General features: G+C 50.5%; 34 protein-coding genes. 3 read left to right on the top strand and 31 right to left on the bottom strand.

All coding sequences use genetic code 11. The annotated features are described in order from the left end of the window. Window positions 1-36 precede the first annotated feature (36 nt). From albA to MOV14_RS03940, 3 genes are all read right to left on the bottom strand, one after another. On the bottom strand, window positions 37-312 hold the full coding sequence (gene albA, locus MOV14_RS03930) for a DNA-binding protein Alba (protein WP_318537931.1): 276 nt from the start codon (window positions 310-312) through the stop codon (window positions 37-39). 62 nt (window positions 313-374) lie between these two features. Next, window positions 375-2,186 carry a ribosome biogenesis/translation initiation ATPase RLI gene (locus MOV14_RS03935; RefSeq protein WP_318537932.1) on the bottom strand — a complete coding sequence of 604 codons (1,812 nt, stop codon included), beginning with the start codon at window positions 2,184-2,186 and terminating at the stop codon, window positions 375-377. A 15-nt stretch (window positions 2,187-2,201) separates the two neighbouring features. Then, window positions 2,202-2,489 (bottom strand): NADH pyrophosphatase zinc ribbon domain-containing protein, encoded by a 288-nt coding sequence (locus tag MOV14_RS03940; protein ID WP_318537933.1) that lies wholly within the window; start codon window positions 2,487-2,489, stop codon window positions 2,202-2,204. 72 nt (window positions 2,490-2,561) lie between these two features. Here MOV14_RS03940 and MOV14_RS03945 point away from each other — a divergent pair, with 72 nt between their 5' ends. Continuing rightward, on the top strand, window positions 2,562-3,146 hold the full coding sequence (locus MOV14_RS03945) for a THUMP domain-containing protein (RefSeq protein ID WP_318537934.1): 585 nt from the start codon (window positions 2,562-2,564) through the stop codon (window positions 3,144-3,146). On the opposite strand, the gene MOV14_RS03950 is transcribed toward MOV14_RS03945, so the two are convergent. Continuing rightward, the gene (locus tag MOV14_RS03950; protein ID WP_318537935.1) at window positions 3,108-3,641 is read right to left on the bottom strand and encodes a hypothetical protein; all 534 of its coding nucleotides are present in this window, start codon (window positions 3,639-3,641) and stop codon (window positions 3,108-3,110) included. The two genes, MOV14_RS03945 and MOV14_RS03950, sit on opposite strands and share 39 nt — an antisense overlap. 61 nt (window positions 3,642-3,702) lie before the next feature. Between MOV14_RS03950 and MOV14_RS03955 the strand changes: the two genes are divergently transcribed. Continuing rightward, a complete protein-coding gene (locus tag MOV14_RS03955) occupies window positions 3,703-4,503 on the top strand; it encodes an SAM hydrolase/SAM-dependent halogenase family protein (protein WP_318537936.1) in 801 nt (266 codons plus the stop codon). A gap of 87 nt (window positions 4,504-4,590) precedes the next feature. Here the strand turns inward: MOV14_RS03955 and rtcA are convergent, their stop codons facing one another. The 9 genes from rtcA to MOV14_RS04000 are packed head-to-tail and all read right to left on the bottom strand — an operon-like array spanning window position 4,591 to window position 12,587. Next, window positions 4,591-5,637, bottom strand: a complete 1,047-nt coding sequence (gene rtcA, locus MOV14_RS03960; protein WP_318537937.1) for an RNA 3'-terminal phosphate cyclase — start codon at window positions 5,635-5,637, stop codon at window positions 4,591-4,593. Further along, window positions 5,634-6,215 (bottom strand): CDP-alcohol phosphatidyltransferase family protein, encoded by a 582-nt coding sequence (locus MOV14_RS03965; RefSeq protein WP_318537938.1) that lies wholly within the window; start codon window positions 6,213-6,215, stop codon window positions 5,634-5,636. Before MOV14_RS03965 ends, rtcA begins: the two co-directional genes overlap by 4 nt. Window positions 6,216-6,258: 43 nt before the next feature. Next, window positions 6,259-6,621 carry a nascent polypeptide-associated complex protein gene (locus tag MOV14_RS03970; protein ID WP_318537939.1) on the bottom strand — a complete coding sequence of 121 codons (363 nt, stop codon included), beginning with the start codon at window positions 6,619-6,621 and terminating at the stop codon, window positions 6,259-6,261. Next, a complete protein-coding gene (locus tag MOV14_RS03975) occupies window positions 6,599-7,342 on the bottom strand; it encodes a DUF434 domain-containing protein (protein WP_318537940.1) in 744 nt (247 codons plus the stop codon). Before MOV14_RS03975 ends, MOV14_RS03970 begins: the two co-directional genes overlap by 23 nt. Further along, entirely contained in the window at window positions 7,326-10,043 is a 2,718-nt protein-coding gene (alaS, locus tag MOV14_RS03980) for an alanine--tRNA ligase (protein WP_318537941.1), read from the bottom strand. Before alaS ends, MOV14_RS03975 begins: the two co-directional genes overlap by 17 nt. A gap of 38 nt (window positions 10,044-10,081) precedes the next feature. Further along, window positions 10,082-10,972 (bottom strand): 50S ribosomal protein L10, encoded by an 891-nt coding sequence (locus MOV14_RS03985; RefSeq protein ID WP_318537942.1) that lies wholly within the window; start codon window positions 10,970-10,972, stop codon window positions 10,082-10,084. After that, window positions 10,969-11,646 carry a 50S ribosomal protein L1 gene (locus MOV14_RS03990; protein WP_318537943.1) on the bottom strand — a complete coding sequence of 226 codons (678 nt, stop codon included), beginning with the start codon at window positions 11,644-11,646 and terminating at the stop codon, window positions 10,969-10,971. The genes MOV14_RS03985 and MOV14_RS03990 overlap by 4 nt, the downstream gene beginning before the upstream one ends. Next, window positions 11,643-12,137, bottom strand: a complete 495-nt coding sequence (locus tag MOV14_RS03995; protein WP_442786698.1) for a 50S ribosomal protein L11 — start codon at window positions 12,135-12,137, stop codon at window positions 11,643-11,645. Before MOV14_RS03995 ends, MOV14_RS03990 begins: the two co-directional genes overlap by 4 nt. Window positions 12,138-12,161: 24 nt before the next feature. Then, window positions 12,162-12,587 (bottom strand): 30S ribosomal protein S19, encoded by a 426-nt coding sequence (locus MOV14_RS04000; protein WP_318537945.1) that lies wholly within the window; start codon window positions 12,585-12,587, stop codon window positions 12,162-12,164. Window positions 12,588-12,950: 363 nt separating this feature from the next. On the opposite strand from MOV14_RS04000, the gene MOV14_RS04005 reads away from it, so the two are divergent. Then, window positions 12,951-14,117 (top strand): NAD(P)/FAD-dependent oxidoreductase, encoded by a 1,167-nt coding sequence (locus MOV14_RS04005; RefSeq protein WP_318537946.1) that lies wholly within the window; start codon window positions 12,951-12,953, stop codon window positions 14,115-14,117. Between the two features lie 26 nt (window positions 14,118-14,143). Here the strand turns inward: MOV14_RS04005 and MOV14_RS04010 are convergent, their stop codons facing one another. The 18 genes from MOV14_RS04010 to rplX form a co-directional block, all read right to left on the bottom strand. Beyond that, window positions 14,144-14,887, bottom strand: a complete 744-nt coding sequence (locus MOV14_RS04010) for a 50S ribosomal protein L2 (protein WP_318537947.1) — start codon at window positions 14,885-14,887, stop codon at window positions 14,144-14,146. 9 nt (window positions 14,888-14,896) lie between these two features. Then, on the bottom strand, window positions 14,897-15,160 hold the full coding sequence (locus MOV14_RS04015) for a 50S ribosomal protein L23 (RefSeq protein WP_318537948.1): 264 nt from the start codon (window positions 15,158-15,160) through the stop codon (window positions 14,897-14,899). 2 nt (window positions 15,161-15,162) lie between these two features. Beyond that, window positions 15,163-15,963, bottom strand: a complete 801-nt coding sequence (gene rpl4p, locus MOV14_RS04020) for a 50S ribosomal protein L4 (protein WP_318537949.1) — start codon at window positions 15,961-15,963, stop codon at window positions 15,163-15,165. Window positions 15,964-15,969: 6 nt separating this feature from the next. Beyond that, entirely contained in the window at window positions 15,970-16,977 is a 1,008-nt protein-coding gene (locus tag MOV14_RS04025) for a 50S ribosomal protein L3 (protein WP_318537950.1), read from the bottom strand. 274 nt (window positions 16,978-17,251) lie between these two features. Next, window positions 17,252-18,094 (bottom strand): putative RNA uridine N3 methyltransferase, encoded by an 843-nt coding sequence (locus MOV14_RS04030; protein ID WP_318537951.1) that lies wholly within the window; start codon window positions 18,092-18,094, stop codon window positions 17,252-17,254. Between the two features lie 166 nt (window positions 18,095-18,260). After that, a complete protein-coding gene (locus MOV14_RS04035) occupies window positions 18,261-18,473 on the bottom strand; it encodes a FaeA/PapI family transcriptional regulator (RefSeq protein ID WP_318537952.1) in 213 nt (70 codons plus the stop codon). 111 nt (window positions 18,474-18,584) lie between these two features. Then, window positions 18,585-20,027 (bottom strand): preprotein translocase subunit SecY, encoded by a 1,443-nt coding sequence (gene secY, locus MOV14_RS04040; protein ID WP_318537953.1) that lies wholly within the window; start codon window positions 20,025-20,027, stop codon window positions 18,585-18,587. Beyond that, window positions 20,024-20,476 (bottom strand): uL15m family ribosomal protein, encoded by a 453-nt coding sequence (locus MOV14_RS04045; RefSeq protein WP_318537954.1) that lies wholly within the window; start codon window positions 20,474-20,476, stop codon window positions 20,024-20,026. Before MOV14_RS04045 ends, secY begins: the two co-directional genes overlap by 4 nt. A 232-nt stretch (window positions 20,477-20,708) precedes the next feature. Then, window positions 20,709-21,179, bottom strand: a complete 471-nt coding sequence (locus MOV14_RS04050; protein WP_318537955.1) for a 50S ribosomal protein L30 — start codon at window positions 21,177-21,179, stop codon at window positions 20,709-20,711. A gap of 6 nt (window positions 21,180-21,185) precedes the next feature. Next, entirely contained in the window at window positions 21,186-21,797 is a 612-nt protein-coding gene (locus MOV14_RS04055; RefSeq protein WP_318537956.1) for a 30S ribosomal protein S5, read from the bottom strand. Window positions 21,798-21,845: 48 nt separating this feature from the next. Further along, window positions 21,846-22,436, bottom strand: coding sequence for a 50S ribosomal protein L18 (locus tag MOV14_RS04060; RefSeq protein ID WP_318537957.1), 591 nt, complete (start codon window positions 22,434-22,436; stop codon window positions 21,846-21,848). Beyond that, complete coding sequence (locus MOV14_RS04065) at window positions 22,429-22,872, bottom strand: 50S ribosomal protein L19e (RefSeq protein ID WP_318537958.1); 444 nt, start codon at window positions 22,870-22,872, stop codon at window positions 22,429-22,431. Before MOV14_RS04065 ends, MOV14_RS04060 begins: the two co-directional genes overlap by 8 nt. Before the next feature lie 3 nt (window positions 22,873-22,875). After that, the gene (locus MOV14_RS04070) at window positions 22,876-23,322 is read right to left on the bottom strand and encodes a 50S ribosomal protein L32e (protein ID WP_318537959.1); all 447 of its coding nucleotides are present in this window, start codon (window positions 23,320-23,322) and stop codon (window positions 22,876-22,878) included. Window positions 23,323-23,334: 12 nt separating this feature from the next. Beyond that, complete coding sequence (locus tag MOV14_RS04075; RefSeq protein WP_318537960.1) at window positions 23,335-23,724, bottom strand: 30S ribosomal protein S8; 390 nt, start codon at window positions 23,722-23,724, stop codon at window positions 23,335-23,337. A 12-nt stretch (window positions 23,725-23,736) separates the two neighbouring features. Continuing rightward, window positions 23,737-23,901: a 30S ribosomal protein S14 gene (locus tag MOV14_RS04080; RefSeq protein ID WP_318537961.1), complete on the bottom strand. Its 165-nt coding sequence runs from the start codon at window positions 23,899-23,901 to the stop codon at window positions 23,737-23,739. A 5-nt stretch (window positions 23,902-23,906) separates the two neighbouring features. Beyond that, entirely contained in the window at window positions 23,907-24,452 is a 546-nt protein-coding gene (locus tag MOV14_RS04085) for a 50S ribosomal protein L5 (protein ID WP_318537962.1), read from the bottom strand. Between the two features lie 5 nt (window positions 24,453-24,457). Next, on the bottom strand, window positions 24,458-25,201 hold the full coding sequence (locus tag MOV14_RS04090) for a 30S ribosomal protein S4e (RefSeq protein WP_318537963.1): 744 nt from the start codon (window positions 25,199-25,201) through the stop codon (window positions 24,458-24,460). Then, the gene (rplX, locus tag MOV14_RS04095) at window positions 25,198-25,581 is read right to left on the bottom strand and encodes a 50S ribosomal protein L24 (protein ID WP_318537964.1); all 384 of its coding nucleotides are present in this window, start codon (window positions 25,579-25,581) and stop codon (window positions 25,198-25,200) included. The genes MOV14_RS04090 and rplX overlap by 4 nt, the downstream gene beginning before the upstream one ends. Between the last annotated feature and the right edge of the window lie 187 nt (window positions 25,582-25,768).

The following is a 25,768-nucleotide window of genomic DNA, read 5'->3' on the forward strand; positions in this document are numbered from 1 at the left end:
GATTTAGAGAAAAAATTGCCGTGAAGAGATGTTGATTTACTCGGTTTTCACTAGCTCTATTTCGATGGTGGACACTGTTCTCTCTTTGCCAGGCTCTCCTACCTTTTCGCTGCCAATTTTTATTGTACCGTAGCTGACCTTGCCTCCCAGGAATCTTCTAACAAGTTCGGCCGCATCGACAGCTCTGGAAATGGCACGGCCCCTTGCCTTCAGAATGACACGCTTGCTACCGCTTGTGAACTGGGTTACTGCGGCGAGCACGTAGCTGCTAACTGGTTTGTTCCCTACGAAGACAGTTCCAGCTTCCGCCATGATACCTCGACCTCCTGTTTTTGTGTGCGCTAACTCTACTTTAGGTAAACTTATAAACTTTTTTATTCTCGGCTCTCCTCCTTGTCCTCCATCACGACGTAATAGTACTCATTTAGCACGGTTTTCTGGTACCTGTCAAGCCAGGAGCCTGGCTTGTTTATCCTCGGTCTTTTAGACTCAGGATCTCTCCTGAACGTAATACCCATATCCCTGAGGAACTCGTTCATACCTTTCTGCATACTGCTCGGCGCTAGGGCTTCACCCCTCAGCCCTGGCTGACCTTTAAATACCATTATCGTCATGGCCAGGAAGTCCACAGCCACAATATCGTGCTCGACCACTATCGTCGCGGTACCCTTCTCGGCGGTAAGGCGTTTTACCACCTTAGCTACAGCGTATCTCTGCTCTACGTCAAGATAAGCCATCGGCTCGTCGAGGAGGTAGAGGTCAGCGTCTCTCCCTAGAGCTGAGACAATCAGGACCCTCTGGAGCTCACCCCCGCTGAGGTCACGCATATCATGGTCAAAGAGGCTGTGAACACGAAGAGGCTTCAGAAGCTCAGCCTGAACGAAGCTTGAAGACGTATCGACACCCGATGCCTGAAGAAATTGCCTGACTGTACCTTCGAATTGTACTTCTCCGAGAAACTGTGGTTTGTAGCTAAGTCTCAGGTTTAAAGGCCTTTCAATCCAGCCCTCATCCGGGTCGAGCTCCCCCACAAGCATCCTTACAAACGTAGTCTTGCCGATCCCGTTTGGCCCTAAAACGCCGATAACTTCTCCTCTATGCACCTCTCCATGCTCGACGCGCAGCGTGAAGTTTTCAAGCTTCTTCACAAGGTCGCTCCACCTTAACATTACGCTCTCAACAGACCACTCAATAGGGGGTGGTCTCTCATGAAACTCTATTTTATACTCCCTGAACCTCACGTTTTCCTCACGTATGTAGCCTTCAATGAACGCATTTATCCCGGCTCTAGCACCTTTCACTATGCCAACGATTCCGTAGACTCCAGGCTCACCGTAGATGACGGAGACTAGGTCGCTCACGTAGTCCAGCACCGCTAGGTCGTGCTCAACGACGATGACGTATTTTCCTGGCTTCACTTGGTCGCGAATAAGGTTAGCCACGCGGAGCCTTTCGCGAACATCCAAGTAGCTAGAGGGCTCGTCGAGGAGGTAGACACTAGCATCCCTAGATAAAGCTGCCGCCACAGCGACCTTCTGCAACTCCCCACCGCTTAGGTTTCGGAGGGGTCTGTCCTTTATCTGCGAGAGCCCCAAGTACTCCATTAGCTCTCTTGCAATGCCTCTTTCGTCAACTTTCCCAAGAGCTTCCTGCACTGTTATAGAGTACTTCCTCAAAGCGTCGATTGCTTGAGGCTTAAAAGATACTTTGAGACTGCCGCTTGCCAGTTTCTCGAAGTAGGGTTGGAGCTCAGAACCCTTAAAGAAGTCGATTATCTCATCCCAGTCAGGTGGAGACTCATACCTCCCGAGGTTCGGTTTTATAACACCGGCTAGGATCTTAAGCGAGGTTGACTTTCCAACTCCGTTGCTACCCAGTATTCCAAGCGATCTCCCCTCCTTAGGTACCGGGAGCTTAAACAGTTCGAAGGCATTTGGGCCGTAGCGGTGTACAAGGTTTCTAGAAAGCTTCTCCGGCAAGTTAACAATCGATATTGCGGAGTAGGGGCACTTCTTGATGCATATTCCGCAACCAACACACAACTCTTCGGAGATCCTGGCTTTGTTCTCAGCTTCATCAATCCATACACACTTAGACCCTGCCCTGTTAACCGGGCAGAGGCGCACGCATTCGAGGTTGCACTTGCTCGGCTTGCATAGTGCTTTATCGACGACGGCGAGCCTCATCCCTATCCCGAGGGCTCACTCTTCGGACGATTCTTCCTCCTGTTCCTCAAGGGTCTCTAGGAAAACCTCGTAGATCTCCCGTAGTTGGCTCCGCTCCTCCTCGTCCGTTCTAGCGGCTTTCACGTCAAAAACTGAGACCTTAGTCTTCTTGTCCTCAGAAACGCTTTCACGCATCGAGTAGCCTTTAGCATCCTTTGTTTTCACCTCGTACCCGCAGTTAGGGCAGACGAGGTAGAGGCCATCCTGCTTCTTTTTGGGCACCATCAGTGAGCCGCACTTGGGGCAGAATTCCACCGTAACCACCTCACGGCTAAGGGGTATTGCTACACATGAAATATATTAATGCTTTTCGGAATAAGTAGCTCGATCGCTGGTATGCTAGACGAATTTAATCTCGTCGTCGCAACCTATAGGCAACGGGAAAATGACTGTATAAGTGAGCTCTGGTTCTTTGCAAGCGAGATAGGCGATAAGTACCTTGATGCTAGCAAGACGGGGTTGCCCTCCCTTATCGTCGCAAAAACGAGCATGGATCCCGAGGCCTTCACTGAGAAAATACGTGAGAAATTGATGAGTAATCCTTGGTACTTCAGATACATTTTAAAGGTTACACCCGTGCAAACAACGGTGCCTGCAACTCTGGATGATATCCGAGAGGCAGCACTCAGGCTCGCGGCTGAGAGAATCCTTCCTTCAGAAACTTACAAAGTAGAGGCGCACGTTAGGCTCTCTGAGCTCAGGCGCGAAGAGATAATCGACGCAATCGCCAGCAACATTAAAAACAGAGTGAGTCTAGAGGCTCCTGACAAGGTTATTGTTGTAGAGGTTATCGGCGAGAAAGCTGGAGTAGGTGTTGTAAAGTTCTCGAGCATAGTGTCGGTCGAAAAGCTGAGGAGGGAGGCAAGGAGAAGTGGGAGGGGTCTACAAAGTGAGGGCGAGGAGAGTGGCTCTGGCCCTTAGAGCTCTGACCAGAAGCTCTCTGTCAGGGGGCAGGTTCAGGAAGGCTGAGTAGAGGCTAATCCAGCAGTCTTCGTCGGGTTCCTCTTCAACAGCTTTAAAGACTCCCCTTATTTCTTCGAGCAAGCTGAGTATGGGTTCGACGCTGCGGCTACTTATACCTACGAAGCCCGCCCTGGTACCTTGACCCTCACCGAAGAATTTCGCCGCGTCTTTGATATTTCTCACGCCTATTAGGAACAGTAGGAACTCGTGGACTAGATCTCTTGATATCATTCTACCGCTACTAAAGTTCCTAAGAGTGTGAAGCAGAGAAGTGACTATTACCCGCCTGTCGGGCAGCTTACAGCAGTCTCGTAGAAGTATGAGCCAGGTACCTTCCTTAGTATTTTCCCTCGACCACTTTAATGCGCTCTGAAACGCTTCGTCATCAAGCCCCTTCAAGCATCCGTACACCAATGTGTAATCTCTGCCATCAAAGCGTATCGAAATGTTCACGTCTTTTTCGTGCGGGGATTAGGATAAATAGTTTGTAGAGAGATATCCTTCTCGAGCATCCATGAGCCTAATAGCCCTCTTGACGGATTTTGGAACGAAGGATCATTACGTAGGAGCCGTGAAAGCTGTCCTGAAGCGTTTTTGCCCGAGATCCGAGCTCATTGATATAACTCATGAGACCGATCCATGGTCTCTCCTAGATGCAGAGTACCTTCTCACCTGCTGCTTCGACGATTTCCCTGATGGGACGGTCTTTCTCGTGGTTGTGGACCCGGGTGTAGGGACTAAGAGAAGGCCTATAGTTGTCAAGACGAGGAGGTTCTGGTTTGTGGGGCCTGACAATGGTGTTTTCGCAGAGGTAGCGGCGAAAGACCCACCGACTAGCGCGTGGGCGATAGTTCGCGTCCCATGGCAGACCAAGAGCTCGCATACTTTTCACGGACGGGACATTTTCGCGCCTGTAGCCGCCTTTCTGGCCTGCGGCGGCAGTGTGGAGGAGGTTGGAGAGCAGGTGGAGGGTATAGTGCACCTGAGAAAGCCTGAGACTTCGTTCAAGGACGGAAGTCTCGTGGGTTACGTGGCGCATATTGATCGGTTCGGGAACGTAGCGACCAGCATTGATTCAAAGCTTCTTCAACAGGCTGGTGTAAGTCTCGGGTCAACTCTTTACGTTCTCGTTGATGGGAGACGCTACACGGCGAGATTTTACAGGACGTTCGGGGAGGCCGCGGAGGGAGAGCTTATAGCCCTCATCAACAGCTGTGGGGTTCTCGAGTTCGCGGTGAACCGCGGTAGGGCTTCTGACATTATCGGGGTTAAAGTCGGGGCGCCTCTGGAGATAAGAGTGTCAACCTGGGAGTAAAGTTCTCAAGTTTCATACTGTTGCGAACAATCCTTTTTCCATTTGGAGGCGGAAAACCGGCAAAAATTATGATGAAGCTGCAGGTGATTACCTGAATCCCACTCCTCTTATACTTACCCTCACTCCGATGGAAGATTTTTCGATGTAATACTCGGAGCCTAGAATCTGCTTGCACAGTTCAAGCGCTGTTTCAAGATGCAAAGTCACCTCAGAGGTTTCGAAAAACGACTCGCCATCTGCTAGCGACAGGTAGATAGCCAAGTTATCTGAGGCATGAGGGTCAACAGGCACCCCCAGCCTGAGACTCTTGTACAGGGCTTCCGCGGCCTCTGCTCCCACTACTTCTGCTGGCTTACCTTTCTCCCCTATCGAGTCCCCACCAACTATGCCTTCCCCCACCTTTGCCCAGAGCACTATGCCCGTCCCCCTCCCCACAGACGGCGTATCGCAATCGAGCCTTATCTCCCCAACGTGGTAACCCATCTTCTCTAAGGACGATTTAGCCGAGATAGCCTGCCTAGATGCGATGCTGCACGGCAGGTTTCCCACGTATGAAATCCCTTCAATTAACCCTACCTTGTCGCTTCTCACAAGTTTGAGCGGCGAAAGAGGGTAGGAAGGGTACGTGGTCACTCTAACTATCCCTCCTCCCTCGGGGTAGAAACCATGCCTTACTAATTTCGAGGAGGCGTTCACGCCGACCTTTGAGAAAAGCGGTAGCAGAACATTCTCGAAGTAGTAGTATGGAGGGCTCCAGCGCACGCTCGTGCCGCCTCTCACCTCAAGCACCACACTCCCCTTGGCAGCTAGCAGTACTGGGAGTGTTGCCTGGAGGAATAACGTAATAGAGCCCGCTGTTCCAATATATACAGAGTATGTGCCCCCCTCTAGCCTTTTCCTGGAGGGCCGGAAGAGTATCTCGGTGGAACCCACGTGAAGACCTTCAACCTGAGCCTTCGCAAGCTGTGCTATGAACTTCACCGCAGCCATGTGCTGTGGTCTCAAACCCGGATTGTCCCTCTTAGCTCTGATGTTGAACACCCTCAACTCCTCGCCGAGGAGCGCTGCGAGCGCTACGCTGTACCTTAGCAGCTGCCCCCCTCCCTCGCCGAAGGACCCGTCGACTTCTATCAAGTGCTCCCACCTGCTAGGGTTCTGTATACGTGTAAGATCCGTTGAATGACTGTTACTACTATGATTAAGAGAAGTATCAGGCATACCGCGTGGGCCAATTCAGCGCTAAGTGGATAGACTGCTAGGGCAACGAAGGTCAGGATGAGTCTTTCAGCGCGCTCGGCGAGGCCCACTCCAGCCATGTGAACCCCCAAGGTTTCGGCCCGAGACCGCGTGTAACTTACGAGGAAGGCTCCCGTTGACATCGCCGCCAGTTCGGGCACGTTCACGGCCCCTACTAGGTAAAGTAAGTAGATTAGTAGCATGTCCTCAGCCCGGTCTATAGTGGAATCGAGGAAAGCCCCGAAACTTGTTGCTTTGTTCAACGCGCGGGCCACGTAGCCGTCAAGACCGTCAGACAGGGCCATAAGCAGGACAAAGAGAAGCATCAGAGGGTAAATCTCGTAGAAGCATACCGCCAGCATCCCGGAAACCAGGCCGAAAACCGTAATTAAGTTCGGGTCCACGCGAGCGCGAACTAGGGGCTTTGCCAAGATGGCAAAAGCAGATTGCAGTCTTCCTTTCAGCCTGTTTAACATGCTATCTCACCGTTTCTGGACGCGGGTCTGTGCCTAAAAGGTGCTAAACACCTCGCTTTTTAGCCGAGAGGAGTAGAATCGCCTTCGCCAAGTCGCCGCCGCTCTCTAGGAGCGCCTGCCTGGCCTCATCCCGGCTAACCCCTGTCTGCGCGACAACGAGGTCGACGTCCTCCTCTGATACCTCGACCGGGGTTTGCGGGACCTGAGCAGCTACCTCTTCGTTGCCGGATACCTGGTAGATCTTACCGCCCCCCTTTATCTCCAGAACATGCACCACGGGGTTTCGGATGACGATCACCTTGTCCTTAAGCTTAAGCGTCACTTCCTCAACATCCGGGAGGTCGCGGAGGTTCAACCCCATTCTCTCCAGTATTCGGCGTTGCTCACGTGGGCTGAGCCTCTTCAACTTGCGGCACCAGTATCTCTAGAATTGCGCAGGGTGATATAATTTTGCCTAGCTCCCCCGCGAGATCGAACACGCGAGCTACGCAGTCAACGATGACAGAGTCGCTGGAAGCGACTGGTATGCCCTCTTTAGCTTGAACAACGACAGTGAGGTCCGCTTTATTAGACAGCAAGGTAGTGCAGTTCAGAGAGTGGAGCGTGCACAGCTCTCTGGCAATCTCAGCGAAGTGTTTGGACCAGCTTACCTGCGAGTCAAAAACGATCACCACGTTGCCTTTAAACAGCCTGCTCAAGAACGAGAGTAAAAAGTAGAGGGCTGAAACATAGAGGGGGCATAAAGTAACCTTCCTGTTGGTAGCGGCAAGATCCCGCACAAGCCCATCAGTGGACGCTACAAGCGTGTCTCCGATGAGGGCCGAGGCTACAGTGCTTACCTGGTTGAAGCCGTCTATCACCAGCTTTCCATACTCGTTGAGAGCCCCCACTTTCACGAGTTTTGCTTTGCGAAGATCGCTGACCGACTTTGGGAAGACCGAGCGGTAGAGGCACAGTCGTTCTAGCCTTGAGAGTGAGTACCTTGAAGTTACGAGGTCGAGGGTGAGCTTCCTGTTGTAACCCCTATTGAGGAGATAGTAGAAATCTGTAGCTGCTTCAAAAAGCTCGCGTCTGGGTGAAAGCCGTATAGGGGCTGTTTTACCGCAAACTTCAAGCTCCAAAGACATCCGCGAGGACCTTCCTTAAGTTTGCGACGTCGTCCACGCGGCCCTGGAATAGGTCCCTCACGCCTCCTCCTCTCCCTCCCAGTTTTTCGCAGAGCTTCCTGCCTATATCTCGCGCATCGTATGTGCTCAGTGCCCGGTCGCCCACCTTGATGGCTATTTTCCCGTCTTTGCCATACACAACCACCACCGCGTTGGGTTTTAGCCTTCCCAATGTAGTCGCAACTTCACGGGGCTCTGCGTCAGCGCTGTCGATTAGGTAAACTTCTGTCTCACCGATCGTGAGAGCTGGAGCTACGGTCTGCTGAAGAGAGCCTATAAGAGTCTGCTCTTTCAGGCGTTTCACCTCTTTTTCAAGATGATCTACTCTGCTCATAAGCTCTGCCACCTTCTCGACGAGGGTTTCTTCAGGGGCCTTCAAGAGCTCCTTAAGGGCAGAGACCAAGAAGTCTCTGCTCTGAACGTACCTTAGAGCAGGCTCTCCCGCCTTAAATACTACCCTTACAACCCCATCCTGGATCTTCTCGAAACCCACAATTTTTATGAGGCCTATCTCCCCCGTGTTATCCACATGCATTCCCCCGCACGCTTCGGCATCCCACCCCTCGATCTCCACGACCCTGAGCACCTTCTCGGGGACCACCCCGCCCTGGTACAGCGTGAAGCCGTACTTTTGCTCAGCTTCTGTTCTTCCAATGAACCGCTTTACCACACGCCTGTTCTCCCAAACCACCCGATTTGCAAGAAGCTCGATCTGCTGAGCCTGCTCTGGGGTAATAGGCTTATGGTGCGTAAAGTCAAACCTCACATAGTCCTCTGTTTTCAGCGCGCCCGCTTGCCAGACGTGCTTGCCTAAGACCTTCCTCAGTGCCCCTAGGATGACGTGTGTTGCAGTGTGATGGCGCATGAGGTTGAGACGCCTACTTATGTTCACCACGCCTCTCAGCGTGGACCCGACAGCTGGCAGTTCACCCCGAACCTCGTGAAGTATCACATCGCCAACTTTTAGGACATGTACGACCTCGCATCTCCGCCCGTCGAACTCAAGGTAACCCGTGTCAGCCAGCTGACCACCTCCTTCAGGGTAGAAAGCCGTCTGGTCCAGAACCAAGTACTTCCCGTCGATAATGCCCACAACTTTTGCCGTGAACTCAAAAAGCTTCTCGTTCTCGTAGTAGAGCTTTCTCGTGGGCGGGAAGCCTTGAACCAGGCTTGGGTCTATCTGCATCCTCACAGCCTCCTTGAAGGCTTGAGCCGAGCGTCCTTTGAGCTCTGCCAGCTTAGAGTAGAAGCCAACGGTGTTCACGGTCAAACCCCGTTGCGCAGCCCTCTCCTCAAGAAACTCGGGTGGAATGCCGTGCGATTCATATAGCTTCAAGAGAGTGTCCCCCGGAATCTCTTTGACACCCTTGTCAAGGCTGTCTTTAATTATCTCTTCGATAACCTTCTCACCCCTGGCGACAGTTTCCCTAAACCTCTCCTCTTCGTAATCGATGATGTCAAGTATGTCTTCTTGAACTTCGCTGTACTCGGGGAAATCGTTTCTCCACTTCTCTATCTGCTTAGCTATTATATCGCTCAGCTTCATCTCGAGCCCGAGCTTCCGCATATACCTCAGGCTTCTTCTGATGAGGAGGCGAGCTAGGTAGCCAGCTCCTGTATTACTCGGCACGATCCCATCCCCAATCATCCACATCAGAGTTCGCGTGTGATCAGCTATGGCATATATGGCCTCATACGGCTCCAGGTACCGTTTAAGCTCGTTTACGCTCATCCCGACAGATTGAGCTATGTTTGAAAGCGTAGCTAAAGCCTCGAGGGGCTTCTTGTAGTCTAAGCTACCACTGGCCCTAGCGACTTTACTCATTATCTCCTCCTGCGGTCTCTCCAGGCCGCTTTGCACCCTCAAGTACTCTACTATCTCCGGGAAAACAGCTTCATAGACGTTGTAGGCGCCTGTTAGGAGCCAGTAGATTCGCTCCAAGCCGTAGCCTGTGTCTACTATCCTGTTGCTTATCGGGATCAGCCCGCCGCTCTCGTCTGTCTTGTAGTGCATGAATACAAGAGTGGCAACCTCGAGGCCTCTGACTATGACCTCGTAGTCTTCTCCTGCGTTCCCACCCCCACTCCACATATCGTAAATAAAGGTTATTTCCTCAGGCTTTACCCCGTAAACCCTCGTGAAGAGTTCGTAAGCGAACTCCACGGTCTCGTTCGCCCAGTATATATTGACGCCAGGGAAGTTGAAAGCGTGGTGAGCCATCATCTCAAACCCGGTCAGGTGTCGGCTTGTTTTCCCCACGTTATCTACATCCGTTAGCCTAATGCTCGGCTGCGAGATGACGAGTGGATTTGCGGGGGGCGGGACTAAGCCCTCCGTAACCCAAGGCTGAAAATCGTATATTGAAGCCCCCACGAGGTAAACGTCCTCACGCCACCTTGCCACAACAGGGTACCTTCTTACGGAGGTATGACCCCTTTTCTCAAAGAAATCTATGAACATTCTGCGAACCTCAGATATTGAGTCGACGCTCACACCTACTTTTTGTCCGATGAAAGAGTAAGGCTCACACGGCTGATCCCCGCATTTTTCCCTCTCAGGGTTTAGAGTCCAGAATACACGGCCGCAGACAGGGCATGTTTTCTTTACCCAGCCGTTTTCAACGAAAAACGGCAGGTTAATGAAGTCCTCCTTCACCGTCACAAAGGCTAGAAGGTTCTACCAAATATTTAGCTTTATGTTCAAAAGTTCGGATTCCGAGACTTTATGAGGTTATAGAGGACGGTTGCCTCAGCGTGAGCCCTGGCGATCGCGAAAGGCAGGGTCTCCTTTACCGGAAGCGCGGCTTCGAGGGCGAGCGCTACCGCTTCTTGATGGGCCTTTGCAACGAGTAGGTGCACTACCTGGGGTAGAGGAATAGCCGCGTTGAAGGCCAGGTTGAAGGCCCGCGAGTAAGCTTCCTTTATTTTTTCTTTATAGATGCTGGGGTCTAGCTCTACTTCTTCGGGTTTAACAACCCTGCTATCAATTGCTATAAGCTTGATGTTCAACTTGCTCTCAATCGGTTTTACCCCTAGCTTGTTCAGCAAATCGGCGAGCTCCGGTGAAATGGTGTCCCCCGGCTTAGCGACAACGGTGTCTTTCGCCACCCATATGCTGCCCTCCTGAACCCTTATGGGTATATTGAGCTTATTGAAGAGGCTTATAGCCGGGCCCGGAGGTATCCCGGTGTTGCCAGCAGGAACAACGATCTCCTTGGTGGCTATATCGCCTGGGCGCGCCTCACGCATTATCTTTTGCTTGTCCAGGAAAAGAAGGATCTCGAAGGGGTTATCGTTCGTAAATATGACGGCATTCTGCCCTCGAAGGTAGTTCTTGAACTCATCCACGTACCTGCCGCTCTCTTTGAGCGCGAGAAGGAATAGGGTGTTCTTCACCACCTTGAGCACTGACCCTCTTTGGTTTAGCAGCTTCCGGCTCTCCTTGATGACTGATGAAGGCAATCCCGTGATCCCTGCGATCATGAAGTACTTATAGCTCTTCAGGTAACCGGTCAGCTCCTCTACGAGCTTCGCTTTACGCGCTCTCGCTGCGCTCATTCTTCTACCTGGTATGGCTACAGCCACGCTCACTTCGTTTCACCTGCTTTCTCGAGTCTTACAGGTTTACCCATGGTTAGCTTAAAGTATATCCTACCAATATTGTTGTACGTGAATTTCTTGAGCAGTTCGTCCAGGACAGCCTTTGCGTTAGCAGCAAGATGCTCAATAGGCTGATCCTCCACTCCAATCCTGCACATGACAACAGGGTCGTCGCGCAACCTGATTCTGATAGACCGCTTAAACCTCTCTATAAGGGGGGCTATTGGCGCATTAGGAGGTATTGGTTGAGGCATCTTGCCTCGAGGGCCGAGGAATTTGCCTAGCACACGTCCAACCTGCACCATGAGGTCTGTTTGGGCCAGGAAAAAGTCATACCTCTTCGCAAGCTTCTTAAGTGCTTTCTTGTCGCCAGAAAGCTTCTGCAACCCTTCAGCATCTATCACGAGGTCAGCGCCGGCTTCTCGAGCCTTAAGCGCCGTATCACCGGTTGCTATTACCACAACCTTAGCCAGCTTCGAGGGGGGAGGGTATGGCAGCGTAACGATAGTGTTTATCCTGTTCTCAGGCTTCTTCAAGTCAACATCCTTGAGGGTAACTATCATTTCAACGCTCTGTTTGAATCTCCTTCTCCTTGGAGATGCCTGGAGCGCGTTACGAATAGCTTCGGGGATGCTGTTAACGATACTTGCTACCGTTGCGCTCACGATGCCTCACCCTCGTGTTTACTTATAACTTCATCGTACAAACCCTTCTCAAGGTCTGCTATAAACTGCTTCGGGGGCTTCCCATCTATGGTGACACCCATACTTTGGCAGGTTCCCGCTACGGTTTTAACGGCTGCTTTAAGAGTTTTTGCGCCCATGTCCTTCATCTTTATCTTGGCTATCTTTATTACCTGCTCTACTGTAAGATTCCCGACCCATTCCTTCGTCGACTGGTGGGCCCCCTTCTCAACTTTGAGCTCCTTAACAATAAGCGCTGCGGTTGTTGGAGTCCCAACCTCGACTTCGAATGTTTTCTTTTCGACGTCTACGGTTACCTTGACGGGAACTCGCATACCGGCGTAGTCCTGAGTTAACTCGTTGATTTTCTTAACCACCTGCATTACGTTTAGCCCTAGAGGTCCAAGAGCCGGGCCGATAGGTGGACCTGCAGTAGCTTTACCTCCTTCGACGAGAAAATTGAATGTTTTGATGTTCTGCGACAATATGCTTCACCCCTATTTCAGCGCTACGAACATTGAGGATCTTGTGGCCTTCAAGCCGGGCTCTCCGTGTTCAACCTTCTTTGTTGTAAGCGCGAACTCGCCTAGGTAATGACCTATGCGTTCGGGCGTTATTTCAACCGGAACAAACTCTTTTCCGTTGTGGACGTGTATCACGAGGCCTACCATCTCGGGGAGGATAACGAAGTCTCTCAGATGCGTTCTAATGACGGGCTGTTTCTTACCCTCTTGGACAAGCTTCTTGGCGCGTCTGATTTTTTCGAGGAGTTTCAGATGCTCCTCGCTAGTGCCCTTAATTATCGTCCTGAGAATCGTTCTTCGCTGTCGGGAGGGCACAATTTCGATGAACTTCTCGAGTGGCATCTGAGCTAACTCTTCAAAGCTGTACCCTCGGTAGGCGTATTTACTGGACGACTCCATTAGGGTTGCACCTGCCTCACATACGTTCTCGGCAATTTAAGCTTTTTCGATACCACCCCCTCTACTTATCTCTTACTTTATCGTCATCGTTAAAATGCAAAAGAAGACAAAGGGTTTAAAGGGGGCAAAACTTGATTTAAGACTCCTTAAGTCACCTCCCAACTTAGCACTCTCCCTAAATTCCCTAAATATCACGACAGTTTCTACCCTTAGAGAACTTGAATAAGCCCTGAGAGATGGGAAAAGCACCTTCATGGCGGCACGAGGTAAGGTAGCGAACTTATCTTTGTTGAGAGAGGTAATCTAATAACAACTAAGTTTACTTAAGTGAATATATCTTATCGACTATGAAAAACGTCATGTATGACTAAAAAGATAGTTGTTGTAGGAGGAGGGTTCGGAGGCTACTACGCTCTGAAAATACTAAGACAGTCAGCGGCCGCAGAGTCTTGTGAGATAACTTTGGTGGACAAGAGTGATAGATTTGTGTACCTGCCCTCGCTACCCTACCTACTCTCGGATAAAAAGACAGTAGATGATATAACCGAGCCTTTCGAGAAGATTTCGAGACGCCTTGGAGTTTCCTTCATTAAAGGTGAGGTTGTAGGAGTATCTCTGAAGAACAAGCAGGTTCTTTTAAGGAGCGGTGAAAGCTTGGAATTCGACTACTTGATTCTCTCGGCTGGAGCTCAGACAGAGTACTACGGAATACCCGGAGCCGAGACTACGATCCCGTCGTGGCGATTGGAAGACTATCTTCAGTTGAAAAGACGGCTCGAAGAGGCTCCACCGGATCACGTGTGCGTTGCTGGTGGTGGTCTTACAGGAGTTGAAGTCGCTGGTGAGCTCGCGGAAAAGCTGGGGCGAGAGAAGGTTGTTATCGTTGAGAAAATGCCTAACTTGCTCCCTACTCTAAATAACCAGCGTGCGAGCGAAATCGTAGAAAGCTTTCTCCGTGTGAGCGGTGTTAAAGTGATAAAGGGCGATGGAGTAAAGCGGGTGGAGGATAACAGGCTTATACTTGAGAGCGGCCACGTACTTGAGTGTTCCCACATCGTCTGGTCTTTGGGCATCAGAGCACCTCAAATTAGCTTCGACTTGCCAGTTGAAACTAAAGGAAGGGGGTGGCTAGTAGTAAACCCGACTTTACAGCTTAAGGGTTTTGAGGACGTTTATGCCGTCGGCGACATCAACCACTTCGCGTACGATAGTGACTGCGCGATGAAGATGGCCGAAGAGGCGATACTTCAAGGTAAAACAGCCGCGAAAAACGTGCTGAGGCAACTCGAGGGGCAAAAACCCATCCATGTACACAAGCCTATTTTCCTCGCTTCTAAGCCTAAAACCCTTTGTTCAGTCGGCTTTAACAAAGCCATCATGGTCTGGGAAAGCAAGATTCTTTTCGGGAGAACTCCCTACATCAGTAAGATGCTCATTGAGAGCATAGTAATGCGTGATATAAAGGGAAAACTGGGTGGCGGCGTAGCAACATCGCTAGAAAGCACCATTTTGAGGACGATAAGCGGCTAACCGGAGAAGAAATAAACCTGAATTTTTTACTTCTGCGCTCTTGGAACGCCTTTTCTGCGGCCAGTTCTGCGAGCGGCTATATGCCCTACTTTCCTCCCGGGAGGCGCGTTCCGGGGAGCTGGTGTTAAGCCCTTCGGGTGGTGGCCACCTCCAGCTGGGTGCGCGTACGGCGACATTGCCTTGCCCCTCACTTTGGGGTACTTAAAGGACTTGGCACGGGACCAGTGGTACATCTTACCAGCCTTAAGAAACGGTTTTTCGGTACGTCCCCCTGCGGCAACCATACCCACAGTAGCGCGCGCATTGCTGTCCACCTCTTTGACTTTCTTGGATGGAAGCTGCAACAGAGTTTTGCCGTTTGAGTGAGCTAAGATCGTGGCATATGCTCCGCTGCTTCGCGCTATTTTACCCCCGTCCCCAGGGCGAATCTCGATGTTTGATACTATCGTACCTTCAGGTGCATTGCCTACTTCAATAATGCTTCCAAGCACCACGGGGGCTTTAGCACCATAGTAGATTTTTTGACCAACTGCCAGTCCCTCTGGGGGTATCATAACCATTTCCCTGCCGTCCTCAAATCTCACAATGGCCAGTGGCGTACCTCTGCCGGGCTCGTGGATAAGGGCCTTCACGTAGCCGACTAAGACCTTGTTTTTGAACTCCTCTGCGTTGTACTCGGGGTAGCGTGCCGGTGCCACACGCTTCCAGCCTGGATTTCTAAACACTGATCCACCGCGTCCCCTGCGTTGAACCAGTATTCTTTTACCCATTTAAACCACCTACACCATTCCCATACGTGTAGCTATATCTGAGGCCGAGTATTCCTTAGAGAGTTTTACATAAGCTTTTTTCCTGCCGTCCATCGTAATCAAGGTGTTCACCTTCTCAACCTTCACTCCGAACATTCGCTCAACCTCTTCCTTTATTTGTTTCTTGGTGGCGCGGCGATCGACTATGAATGTCAGGGTGTTAGCTTGCTCTATCAACCTCAATGTCTTTTCTGTTAAATGCGGCCTAATGATTACACCTTGACCACTACCCATTATCACACCACCATAACGGAGTTAAGTCTCTCCTCTAGTACTTTTAGCGCCCCCACAGTGTAGACCGTGAGGCGCCCGGGTACGCCTCCTGGAGCAAGATGCGACACCGTGAGTTTTTGTGCACTAACAACGTCGACTCCAGGCATGTTTCCGGCAGCCTTAGTCAAATTCTTAGCATCAGCTACGACGATTAGAAGGCTCCTCGGTTTCTTGTACCTGCGTCCGCGCATTTTGCCTTTACCGGCTCTAATTCTCACCCGCTCAGCGGCCCGTTCCACGTCTGCCCAGAGCCCAAGGTTTTTAAGTACTGTTCTTAACTCGGATGCCTTGCTAATCCTCTCGAAATCGTCTGTGACAATTATAGGAAGTTGTTTTTCCGGCACGATGTGACCTCGGCGTTGCACGAGTTCCCTCGAGGCTGTTGCGGCTAAAGCGGAGGCAAGTGCAAGAGTTTTCTCCTTCTTGTTAATGCGCTCTTTGATAATCTTCTCGACTTTTGGGGGATGCGCCCTCCTTCCCTTTACTGCCTGAGGTACTCGGGCTGCTCTTAAACCTCCTTTAATTCTAGCAACTCTTGCGATGCCGTGGCCTACGCCAAGGCTTTCAGCGGTGGTTCGCAGACCAGCAAGGGGATCTGTACCCTTAGGCTGCAGTTTGGATGTGAAGATTGCAAGGAAAGCCCGTCTTATTAAGTCGAAACGCACTGGCATGCTGAAGAATTTCGGAAGCTGAACTTTACCGGCTTCCTTTCCCTCCATGTCGTAAACTGTCGCTTCCCTTAGAACAAGTTCGGCGCTACCCATCTACGCTCACCCGCTTGCCTGAGGCCATGGCTGAGTGCTTATATAAACTACCTTAGGCGGCTCGACGGGCTTGTGGAGTCGTATAGGCATCCTTAGCTTAACTAGTCGCTTAATCGCACCAGGGATGCTTCCTTCAACGAGGATATACTTTGTCCTTATGAGACCGTAGTGAGGCCAACCGCCCGGGGGGTTTATGTTCTCAGAGCTTGCATCGCCGATCTTCAGTATCCTTTTATTGTACTCCGTTCTCTGGTGAAAACCTGTTTGACCAGGGAAGGGAGTGTAGAACATTATTGCTGGACCTTGAGGACCGACGCTTCCTATTCTCCTGTGGCCCTTCCGGTGCTTATGCCACCGCGGCATCTCCATTACCCCAAACCTCTTTACCACGCCTTGAAAGCCTTTGCCTTTACTGACAGCTATGACGTCCACGTAGTCGCCTTCCTTGAAAACCTCTCCTACATCGATCTCCTTGCCTAAACGGCTGAGAGCGAAATCCAGCGCCTCAGATGGCGATCCACCGACCGCGATCTCAAAGACCTCGGGCTTTTTCTTCCCTAACCCTGTAATACGAGGCTGTGTAGCGACAATCAATCGTACCTCCTGCACTTTGTCGCGGACTTCCTCTATTTTTTTCCTCTGCTCCTCGAAGTAGTTCTCCTTCTTAGGAGCAGTGAACGCGCGCTTCAAATCTTCCGGAAGCTTCGGGGCCCATAGCTCTCCTATAGCTTTCAAACCATAAAAGCCCGACGCGTAAACACGAACACCGACAACGCGGAGAGGAGGAACCTCAACGACGGTAGCAGGGTACACCCTCTCCTGACCGTAGAAGGGGCTGTTCTTGTTCATCTCCACGCCTACAACGTGAACCATACCCACCTTGTAACCAGCAAAGCCTAACGGGACAACCCTGTTGACTTTAGGCCAGCGACGAATCCTAGCTACGATGCTTCGCGCCCTTTTCCGCGGGTAATACGCTCGAGACCCTCTACGTGGCCTATGACCCTTCGCCATTCACATTCACCACAGCTCCTAGGATACACCTCTTCGCTTTTACAAGTGTAGGTTTATTAAATTTACTCTACACGACCTGTGGTTGAGTAGTCACCGCTTTTATCAACAGTCCCCATGTTTGATTCGGCTTTGCCTTAGTCCCATAGACCTCACCGATCACGACGATGCGTCTAATAAGCGCAGAAGCAATAAGGCACGTAGCAGTCGCACCTACTACGTTAGGGGCAGGCCACGCGGTAACAACAGGTTTGGCGACAGCCGGAAAGACGAGGAGTCAATCAAGGACTAAGTTTAGAAGCGATAACGTAGCGAGGACAGCTTCCTCAGTTCTGACTGTGCGTGTTCCTTGACAGGGAATCGTGTTCAAGACGAAATCTACCAGTTCATCAACATTAACATTCTCCTCTTTCCCTATCTCATATACCCCTTTCTTCAAGCTACCGAAAAGAAGCAACACCCCCTTAGCTTCCCGCTCTTCCACCTCAGAAGTTAGAGCCTTCAAGAAGGCTAAGTCTACAGTTCTACCTCGCCGAGATGTGGCAATGATCATAAAATTCCTCCTCTTGTAGTGCTCCACCAGGGGTTGCATTCCTTGGAAGCAGATGACCTTAAACCCCCAGTAAACCTCAACCTCGCTGGAGGAAGCCAGGAACCAAGCATCGCCAACTCGCTTCACCGTGACCCGGGATCCTATTTTCCCTTCCCCCACCGCTAGAACAGGCTTATCCAGACCTATGTCTACGAGTACCCTGCCTTCTTTCTTTGCAAGTATAACTCCCTCCCTGTATTTTAGATCATCGTTTCTCAGCTGATGAGACGGTATCGCAAGAGGAGGAACTAGGCCAATGTATTTTAAAGAGGGTTTCTTAGGGATGATTTTTCTCCTGAGGTACTGCGGTGTCTCTAAAGCTTCCACAACATCTTTAATAGCGTCACATGGATAGCTTTCGTGAACGTAAACAGCCAGTTCTTCCACTCTGAATATTGCGGCAGCCCTAGCGAGGAGCGCTATGTGAAAGGTTTTCGCCGGTTCTGGAAGGTTGGAGAAGTTTGAGGAGGGGAGAGCTACCGCTCTTGTGTATGTGGGTTTGCGGGGAGGATACGCGCACGTTAGCATCGATTATCCTACTTTTCCGGCTGCTTCTCCTTCGTCTTCGCTGCCTGAGCTTTCTCCTTGGAGAGCTCCCTCTTCTTCTCGATGAAGATGGAGGTCCTTTGACGTCCTCCCATCTTTGACACCTCCTGATTACAGCGCGTTTACTATTTAAATTCTCCGTTTAAACCTAGTCAACTGCTACCCAGTAAGCCATTTTCCCCCTTCTTTCCTCCTTGACTTTACCTTCGCGCAGTAGGAGCCTCAAAATGTAGAATACCTGGCTGTGGGAAAGACCCAGGTCTCTCACTATCTCGACTGTCGGGATGGGCCCGTGCTTCTTTAAGTACTCATGGATGAGTTTTTTCCTCTCAATTATTTTGTCAGTAACCTTCCTGGGCATTTTTATTTCACCAGCTTTTATTGCCTTTATGTATATTAAAACTTTATTTTGACTCAAGAAAGCGAAAGATTACTTATGAGGTCGAGTTTCACGTAGTGTATAGGAGTTACACTACTCGCCCAGTAGCCGCGAAAGCGATGGGTACATTTCCAGTGCACGCTCACTGGCCAGGATCGAGTAATACTGGATGATTATTCCGACCAGCAGAAGAATCCCCGTACCCCCTCCCATGGCTCTTAGCAGGTCGCTTAGAACGGCGATAGCACCTATCAGAACGCTACTGAGGATCGTCAGACTCCAGATGTATCGCCTGAGCATGTTCGCAATAACCTTCTCACTCTTCCTAAACCCAGGTATCTGTAGTTGAGCTTTGGCAAGCTGCTCAGCTTGGCTCTCGGGGTCCATACCGGAAGTTATAATCCATGCAACGCCAAATAGAACCGCTAGGATGATGTAAAGCAAAGAGTAGATTAGAACATGCAGGGGGTCATTGATTACGGAGAAGAGAGAGCGTGGCGGGGTTATGTAGTAGACCAGGCTTCCTGGCATGGGAATTGGGCCATTCGAAGTGTAGTTGTACATCGCAATTATGTTCAGGTAAGGGTTCGTGTTTCCGGGGTTTACGCGAGGCCAGAGGGCTTGTGTTATCATTACAATATTGGCGTATAATGCGCCTACAAGGATTACCGGCATTACGGAGACGTAGAGGAGTTTTAACGGTATGCGCGTGCGCATTCCACTAAACCTGGCGCTTGCCACAGGTATAGTTACTTTTGTGCTTTCAAGGTACGCCAAGAATAGTAGAAGGAAAATCATCGAGGCAAAGCCTACTAAGTCAGGATAGCCCGAGGGTCGAAGGATTGCATAGCGAAGGAGCGTAGAGTTCCCCGTTGTAGCAAAGGTGGCGATACCCACGGCCAGCGATGGGAAAAAGCCATAATACAGGCCATCCGCCAGGGGGCCTATCGGGCTGAACAGCTCCCAGAATATTTGCTGTGCTACTCCGGCAGCTATGAATAGGCTAACTGCGCTACCCACGCCCCAGCCTTTCTCAAGCATGTCGTTCATTAGAATAACGAAGATGCTTGCGACGAGTAGCTGGGCGAAAACGAGGTACTGTTGTGTAGTGGTGAGGACGCCGTACACACCACCGTATATGTAGGCGAAAGCCTCCAGTGCGGCGAAAACAATAGCGGTGAGTTTCTGTAGCCCGGCGAAGGTTCTGCGGCCTTCCCTGGTTGTAAGATCCAAGTTAATTATCTTGCTACCGACGAGAAGCTCCCACACTATTCCCGACGTGACTATCGGACCTATTCCGAGCTCTATCAAAGTCCCTCTTTTTGAGGCCATGACTATGCGTAGGAACTCGAGTGCACCGATGGTTCCCTGAGTCTGTCTAGGAATACCGTATAGCGGGATCTGTCCCAATAGGAAGTACGCTATTAGAACTAAGGCCGTCCAGAATAGTCTTTCCCCAAGGCTTGGCTTCCTTGAGGGGCGCTCGACTTCAGGTAGTACTCTGAATATGAGCGACAACCGTTCATAAGTGCTCAATTGGCTTCACCAGGTGTAACGACCTTCCCTCCGGCCCCCGAAATCTTCGCGATAGCTTGCTCGGTAGCTTTATGAACCCGCACTACGATTTTTTTCGAAACCCTTCCACTCCCCGTCAGTTTATTCACACCTAGTAGCGTCAGGTCGACGTAGTAACTGTCACCGCTTCTTGTTGCGACCCCAAGGTTTACGAGCTCCTCTATCTTTTCATCGAGCACACCGACGTTGAGCGCCCTGAACTGCACTACAAGTGATGGATGCCTTGTAAAACCATGCGACCCGTACCAGTCAGGGGCATACTTTACCGTCCAGCTCCACTTGTGCTTGTGGTAGCCAACATATCCCCTGCCGCCCTTCCTGCCGCTTCTCCTGTGTTGCGCTACTCTCCCCCACCCGTGTGTTCGGCTACCGCGATAGTACCGGCTTTTCTTTTCACGGCGTCTGACCACGTTGATGCCACCTCAATGAGTCTTAGGGGAGTCTTTTTTAAGTTTATTGCACACTAAGAGTAGAAAGATAGGTGACTGATCGCTTTTCCATCCTCATGTTCCCCACTTCCTATTCTTCCACAAGATGATTGAGAGAACTCAAGGCTTAATTTCAAAATTTTGACTTTACAATAAATGCAGTATGAGATTTAAAAATCCAATGCGTTGATAAGCTGAGAAGTATAAATTATTCCTATAGCATTTTAAGTATTAGATCGTTTATGGCTTCCCCTCTATAGCCGGTCTCGCCACCAGCTCTGATGTTTTTCTTTATAGTCCCTTTGAAGCCGCCAGAAGGGGGGCGGAGCCTAAATACCGGCTTTAGCCCTGGAATATCTTCTAGCTTAACTTCACCCTTGAGCAGGGCATCTGCGAGCTCTTCAAAGCTCCCATATCCGATTTTTCGCAGATACTCAAGCGTTAACTTCTTGTTGCCAGTTACCCTCGCCCTCCTCTTGAGCAACTCCACCAGCACGTCCCTACGTATTTCACCGTACGTCACCACGCTACTCAGAGTTTTATCAAGCATCCCTCTAATTGAGGGAGTGTCTTGCACCAGTGTGGCATGAAACGTTTTGTGAAGCCTTAAAAGCTCTAAAGCCTTCTCCTCATCCGGGGACCTGTCAGGAATTCCCCGCAACCGTAGAACGAAGAGCAGCGCCATCGTGAATCACCAACTATCAGGTGAGTAAAACTTGTAGGTCTCTTTCAGAGCTTCATAAACAGCTTTAGCCATGTTATGCGTTGTGCGCGTTTCTCCGAAAGACCGGGACCACACGTCGTTGATGCCGGCAAGCCTAAGCACAGTTTTAGCTACATCTGAGGCAACAAGCCCGACCCCCTTTGGTGCCGGAATGAGCACGACACGGACGCTACCGCTCTTACCCTCAACCTGAAATGGAACACTGTGCGGCTCTCCGCATAGGCACTCCCAGCTCCCGCAGCCTCTCCGTACAGGTATGATGCTAAGCTTGGCCCTTCTAACAGCTTTGTCTATAGCTGTACCGATGTGTTTGGATTTGCCCATACCTACTCCCACGTAGCCGTTTTCATTTCCAACAGCGACTGTTACTTGGTATTGGCTTACCTCGCCTGAGTCTGTTTGCCTTTGGACGAAGTTGACATTAAGGACTTCGAACTTCAGGTCAGGAAGAAGCGCATCAATGATCTCTACTTCCCTTATTGGGAGATTCCTGGCAAAGATCTCATCGATAGATTTGATCTTACCTTCTGCTACCATCCTTCCGACCTGCGTGCGCGGAACCCAGCTTCCCAACGACACAGAGACCCACCTTCAAGCGTTACACTACGACATGTTAAATACCTTACCTTATGTAAAGGCTTTAAGTATACGCTGCCTTACTTCCTCAAAATGTTCTGGAAGGTCTTCAGGGTTTAAGCCGTTTGCTAGGTACTGCGAGAAACGCTTAGCGTACATCTCAGGGTCGTTTTCCTTTAGGAGTTTGGCGTATGAGGCTATGTGTTCTCCTCGCACTCTACTTTCGTCGGGGAATATCCCCTCCCCAGCAGGCACATGAAGGCCAGCGTCGATGGCACCCTTAGCCGCCGCAAAGACCCTGCCTCCTTTTATGGGTCTATGCAATCCTATATCAAGCACTGCCTCCTCTACCCCATTTTTCTTGGCCTTAAGCGCTGCAAGCAGACCGAGGAGGTATACAGCAGGAGTGTTCTTCAACCCTCCTTTCCACCCGAATTTTTTCAGCTCGTTTGAGTGCGCAGAAACCAGCGTGATGTCTCCTTTAGGATCAGCTCTCACGATCTGGACAATCGCGGTTCTGGAGAGTATTCTTACCACTAGCCTGGGTTTCTTAGACATTATCAGCTTTCTTCGCTTGTAGTAGTTCGTCTTACCCTCCCTACGGCGTTTCAAGGCAACCCTGTATGTAGACCCCCTAGCCACTTCCGCTCACCTTAATTATACCGTGTTCGTGCAAGTACATTCTTAGGTGCGCTACACTCCTAAACATGCCTCCTTTAATCAGCTTGTAAACTCTCCAAAACTCCTTCTTCTCTATTAAACCTTTGTTTTTCAGTGCCTTAAGGAAGCGCCTTTGCGCCCTTACTCTGGCCATCCATAGCTCCTTTTCGTCTACTCTTGGCCCCTTTTTGCTACCGGGGCCTCTACTCCTTCTCTTAGCTCTCTTGATCCTGTGACGACCACGCGATGGCGTCGACGGTGGAAGAACTCTAATCACACCGTCTTTTATGAGCCGCCGAACATCATCGCGACTTATAGCTGCGGCTACCTCCTCTAAGCGCGTGGGGTCTATCCATATTCTGCTCTCCCCAACTTCGAGCACCTCTGATGCCAGTCTGCGAGCAACACTCACGTCCATCGGTTAAGCACCCCCTACGTTAAGCACGCGAATTCCTTTCTCTTCGGCCTTTTTAATGATTTCTATCCGCTTACGTCTCCCAACGGTGGACGCGATCCTTACTGCTTGTTTGGTTGGGTCTATCTTCTCGAGCTCTTCGGGGGAGTGAACGATAACCTCCTCAAAGCCCGAAGGATGCAAGCCTCGAACAGCCGCTGGGCCTCTATAGCCGACCTTGACAAGAGGCGGGAACCCCTTCCTCTGCAACCTTATCTGGTTGTCAAGACTTCTCCGAGGGCTACGCCACTTATCCTCTAACCGCTTGAGCCTCCATGAATTCATGCGTATGAATCTTGGCCTCGAGCGATTGAGAACGGCGCGAAGCTGAAGCATCTTTGCCTTTTCAGGCGTGAGGGAGGGCTTTATCTTCTTAGGCTCTTTGGCACCTTCAACCTGTTTTTCCTCGCTCATTAAGCACCCCCTCTAATATACGTAAGCGATCAGTACACCGCCCAGGCCTCTGCTCTGGGCCTCACGATGACTCATTACACCCTGTGGTGTGGACACGATTAGAATGCCTATATCCCTTGAGGGGAGGAACTGTTGCTCCCATTTCGCATACTCGTCTTTTTTAACAGAGTACCTTGGTTTAATTGCACCGCACTTGTTAATCTTACCCGCTAGCTTAACGATGATTTTTCCTCCTCTGCCATCATTGATGTACTCAAAATCCTCGATGTAACCCTGCTGCTTCATGACGTTTAGTACGCGAGCTATTAACTTCGAAGATGGGTAAATGACGCACTCGCGATGACCTCTGACCTCGTTGTTCCAGATCGTTGCCATAGCATTAGCAAGTGTATCTAGCATCATCCGTACCACCCTCTAGGAATACTTTTTGAAGCCTATATCCTCGGCAACTTCCCTGAAGCATCTCCTACAGAGGTTTAGTCCGTACATTCGTATGACGGCCTCGTGAGTGCCACACCTGACGCACATCCTGCTACCCTTCCCGTACTTACGCTTTTTCGGGGGATGAAGCTTGGCCATACCGATCACCTCTTTGCTCTTACAACCTGCACACCTAAAATCTTTTCCAGAAATGCTATCGTCTCTTCCTTTGTAACACGGTGTCTCGACTCAACCTTCGACCGCTTTCTCCTCCTTCTGGCAACACGAAAGCCTGGTCTTTCAAGGGCCACTACCACATCGAAGCCAAATATTCCCACCTCTGGGTCATACTTCACACCGGGAAGAAGTATGTGCTCCTTAACGCCGAAGGCGAAGTTGCCGTGCTTATCGATGCTCTTTTCAGGTATTTTGTTGTCGACTGCAGCTAAGGCACGCTTAAGAAAGCTGACAGCTTTCTCGCCGCGGAGCGTTACCATGGCTGCAATGTTTTCACCCCTCTTCACGCCGAATTCTTTTATGCTTTTCTTCGCCCGACGAAGAGAGGGCTTTTGCCCGGTAAGCTCCTCTAGGAGTTTAGCAGCCTTTGCTAACCTTTCACCGCTTTCGCCGACACCTATGTTGACTACAACTTTACTTATGAAGATCCTACGCATCGGATGATCGGTTTCCATGAGTAAAGTACCCTTCATTTGCATCACCTAATCGTGATCGCGGGTTTCTCCTCTCCAACTGGAAGTACGTACTCCAGTTTGGTCCTCACAGTTTCTCCTTGGTCGTTCTGCAATACCACCAGCGCGTCCCGGCGCTTAAACACCTGTTGAATCGATATAACCCTTCCGACGAAGCCAGCGTGACGGCCGTCGGTCACAACAGCTAGAACTCCCTCCTTGAAAGGAATTATCTGAGCTATAGCCTGCTTAGGAACTGTTATAAGGACCGAGTCGAAGGTTTTAATATTTGTTTTCTCTCCTCCGGATTGAGGCAGGAGAATATTCCTGCCATCGTGAAGAGTGACTTGAATAGCGCCTCCCTTAACTGTCTGCTTTCTGATAACTCTCAATAGCTTGTACCCTGCCTCCTCCGGCGGTATTTCTATTAGCTTTAGTCTTTTTACGCTATCGGGTACAACGCGGTAAAACTTTCCCTCCGGAATAATATGTACAACGTCCATTAAACCTACCGGAAACTTGTAATCAGTTACCACACGCCCATCCACAGCGACCTTCCTCTCACCGAGTATCCTCCGCGTTTCCCGCATCGTGGTAGTGTAGCCTAGAATGTCTCGTATCACAATTCCTAGAGGTATGCTTTTGAACAATGGATGTGGGCCTGGCCTGGGTTTAACGGTCCAAACATATTCCTTCCTACTGATTGGCCAAAACGGTGGCGCTATGGATCTTCGGAGATGCCTAAGTGAGCTCCTTATTCTTCGCGTCATCCTTGACCACCTACTTTAGCTCTCTCTACAAGCTCCTTCCTGCGCTTGTCGCTTAGGTCTAGCTCTACCACGAGAACCTTGGACGGGTGAATAGGATATGGAACCTCTGTACCGTCAGCTTTACGCAGAACAGCGCCTTCGACAAATATACGCTCCCTTTTAACATCAACCCCTGTGACTCTCCCCTCGTGACCCTTGAAGGACCCGCGGACTATCAGGACACGATCCCCTCTTCTCACGCGTATTCTCTTGATGCCCAGCTTTTCCCTGAGGTCCTTGGATAGAGGAGCAACTATTCTCTTAGACCTAACATGCAGTGGAGCGTTATAGACCTCCCTCTTTCTAACTTTCGTTGGTTTTGATGAGACGACGCGTTGCATATTACCCCTCTAGCCTTAACAGACTGTGTTTATAAATTTTCTCAGCTACTCCGAGCAGTGCGTTGTACCTAGCTTTTATGGCTGGACAAGATGGAAATAAGTTGCGAAACCGCTTTCGATCTTTGGCAACAGCTTGCGTATGCTTCAGAATCTTCGAGGCCTTGGTGTTAAGAGCCGTAGACAGCGT

The organism is Infirmifilum sp. NZ (assembly GCF_022693705.1).
Taxonomy (GTDB): Archaea; Thermoproteota; Thermoprotei; order Thermofilales; family Thermofilaceae; genus Thermofilum.

Coding starts and splice junctions, on each gene's coding strand:
- MOV14_RS04025 (WP_318537950.1), bottom strand. CDS start 16,977: ATGGCGAAGGGTCATAGGCCACGTAGAGGGTCTCGAGCGTATTACCCG.
- MOV14_RS04015 (WP_318537948.1), bottom strand. CDS start 15,160: ATGGGTAGTGGTCAAGGTGTAATCATTAGGCCGCATTTAACAGAAAAG.
- MOV14_RS04000 (WP_318537945.1), bottom strand. CDS start 12,587: ATGGAGTCGTCCAGTAAATACGCCTACCGAGGGTACAGCTTTGAAGAG.
- MOV14_RS03935 (WP_318537932.1), bottom strand. CDS start 2,186: ATGAGGCTCGCCGTCGTCGATAAAGCACTATGCAAGCCGAGCAAGTGC.
- MOV14_RS03965 (WP_318537938.1), bottom strand. CDS start 6,215: ATGTTAAACAGGCTGAAAGGAAGACTGCAATCTGCTTTTGCCATCTTG.
- MOV14_RS04005 (WP_318537946.1), top strand. CDS start 12,951: ATGACTAAAAAGATAGTTGTTGTAGGAGGAGGGTTCGGAGGCTACTAC.
- MOV14_RS03955 (WP_318537936.1), top strand. CDS start 3,703: ATGAGCCTAATAGCCCTCTTGACGGATTTTGGAACGAAGGATCATTAC.
- albA (WP_318537931.1), bottom strand. CDS start 312: ATGGCGGAAGCTGGAACTGTCTTCGTAGGGAACAAACCAGTTAGCAGC.
- MOV14_RS03945 (WP_318537934.1), top strand. CDS start 2,562: ATGCTAGACGAATTTAATCTCGTCGTCGCAACCTATAGGCAACGGGAA.
- rpl4p (WP_318537949.1), bottom strand. CDS start 15,963: ATGGGTAGCGCCGAACTTGTTCTAAGGGAAGCGACAGTTTACGACATG.
- MOV14_RS04090 (WP_318537963.1), bottom strand. CDS start 25,201: ATGACGCGAAGAATAAGGAGCTCACTTAGGCATCTCCGAAGATCCATA.
- MOV14_RS04010 (WP_318537947.1), bottom strand. CDS start 14,887: ATGGGTAAAAGAATACTGGTTCAACGCAGGGGACGCGGTGGATCAGTG.
- MOV14_RS04080 (WP_318537961.1), bottom strand. CDS start 23,901: ATGGCCAAGCTTCATCCCCCGAAAAAGCGTAAGTACGGGAAGGGTAGC.
- MOV14_RS03975 (WP_318537940.1), bottom strand. CDS start 7,342: ATGTCTTTGGAGCTTGAAGTTTGCGGTAAAACAGCCCCTATACGGCTT.
- MOV14_RS04050 (WP_318537955.1), bottom strand. CDS start 21,179: ATGGCGCTGCTCTTCGTTCTACGGTTGCGGGGAATTCCTGACAGGTCC.
- rplX (WP_318537964.1), bottom strand. CDS start 25,581: ATGCAACGCGTCGTCTCATCAAAACCAACGAAAGTTAGAAAGAGGGAG.
- MOV14_RS04030 (WP_318537951.1), bottom strand. CDS start 18,094: ATGCTAACGTGCGCGTATCCTCCCCGCAAACCCACATACACAAGAGCG.
- MOV14_RS04085 (WP_318537962.1), bottom strand. CDS start 24,452: ATGAAGGGTACTTTACTCATGGAAACCGATCATCCGATGCGTAGGATC.
- MOV14_RS04035 (WP_318537952.1), bottom strand. CDS start 18,473: ATGCCCAGGAAGGTTACTGACAAAATAATTGAGAGGAAAAAACTCATC.
- MOV14_RS04070 (WP_318537959.1), bottom strand. CDS start 23,322: ATGAGCGAGGAAAAACAGGTTGAAGGTGCCAAAGAGCCTAAGAAGATA.
- MOV14_RS04075 (WP_318537960.1), bottom strand. CDS start 23,724: ATGATGCTAGATACACTTGCTAATGCTATGGCAACGATCTGGAACAAC.
- MOV14_RS04065 (WP_318537958.1), bottom strand. CDS start 22,872: ATGGACGTGAGTGTTGCTCGCAGACTGGCATCAGAGGTGCTCGAAGTT.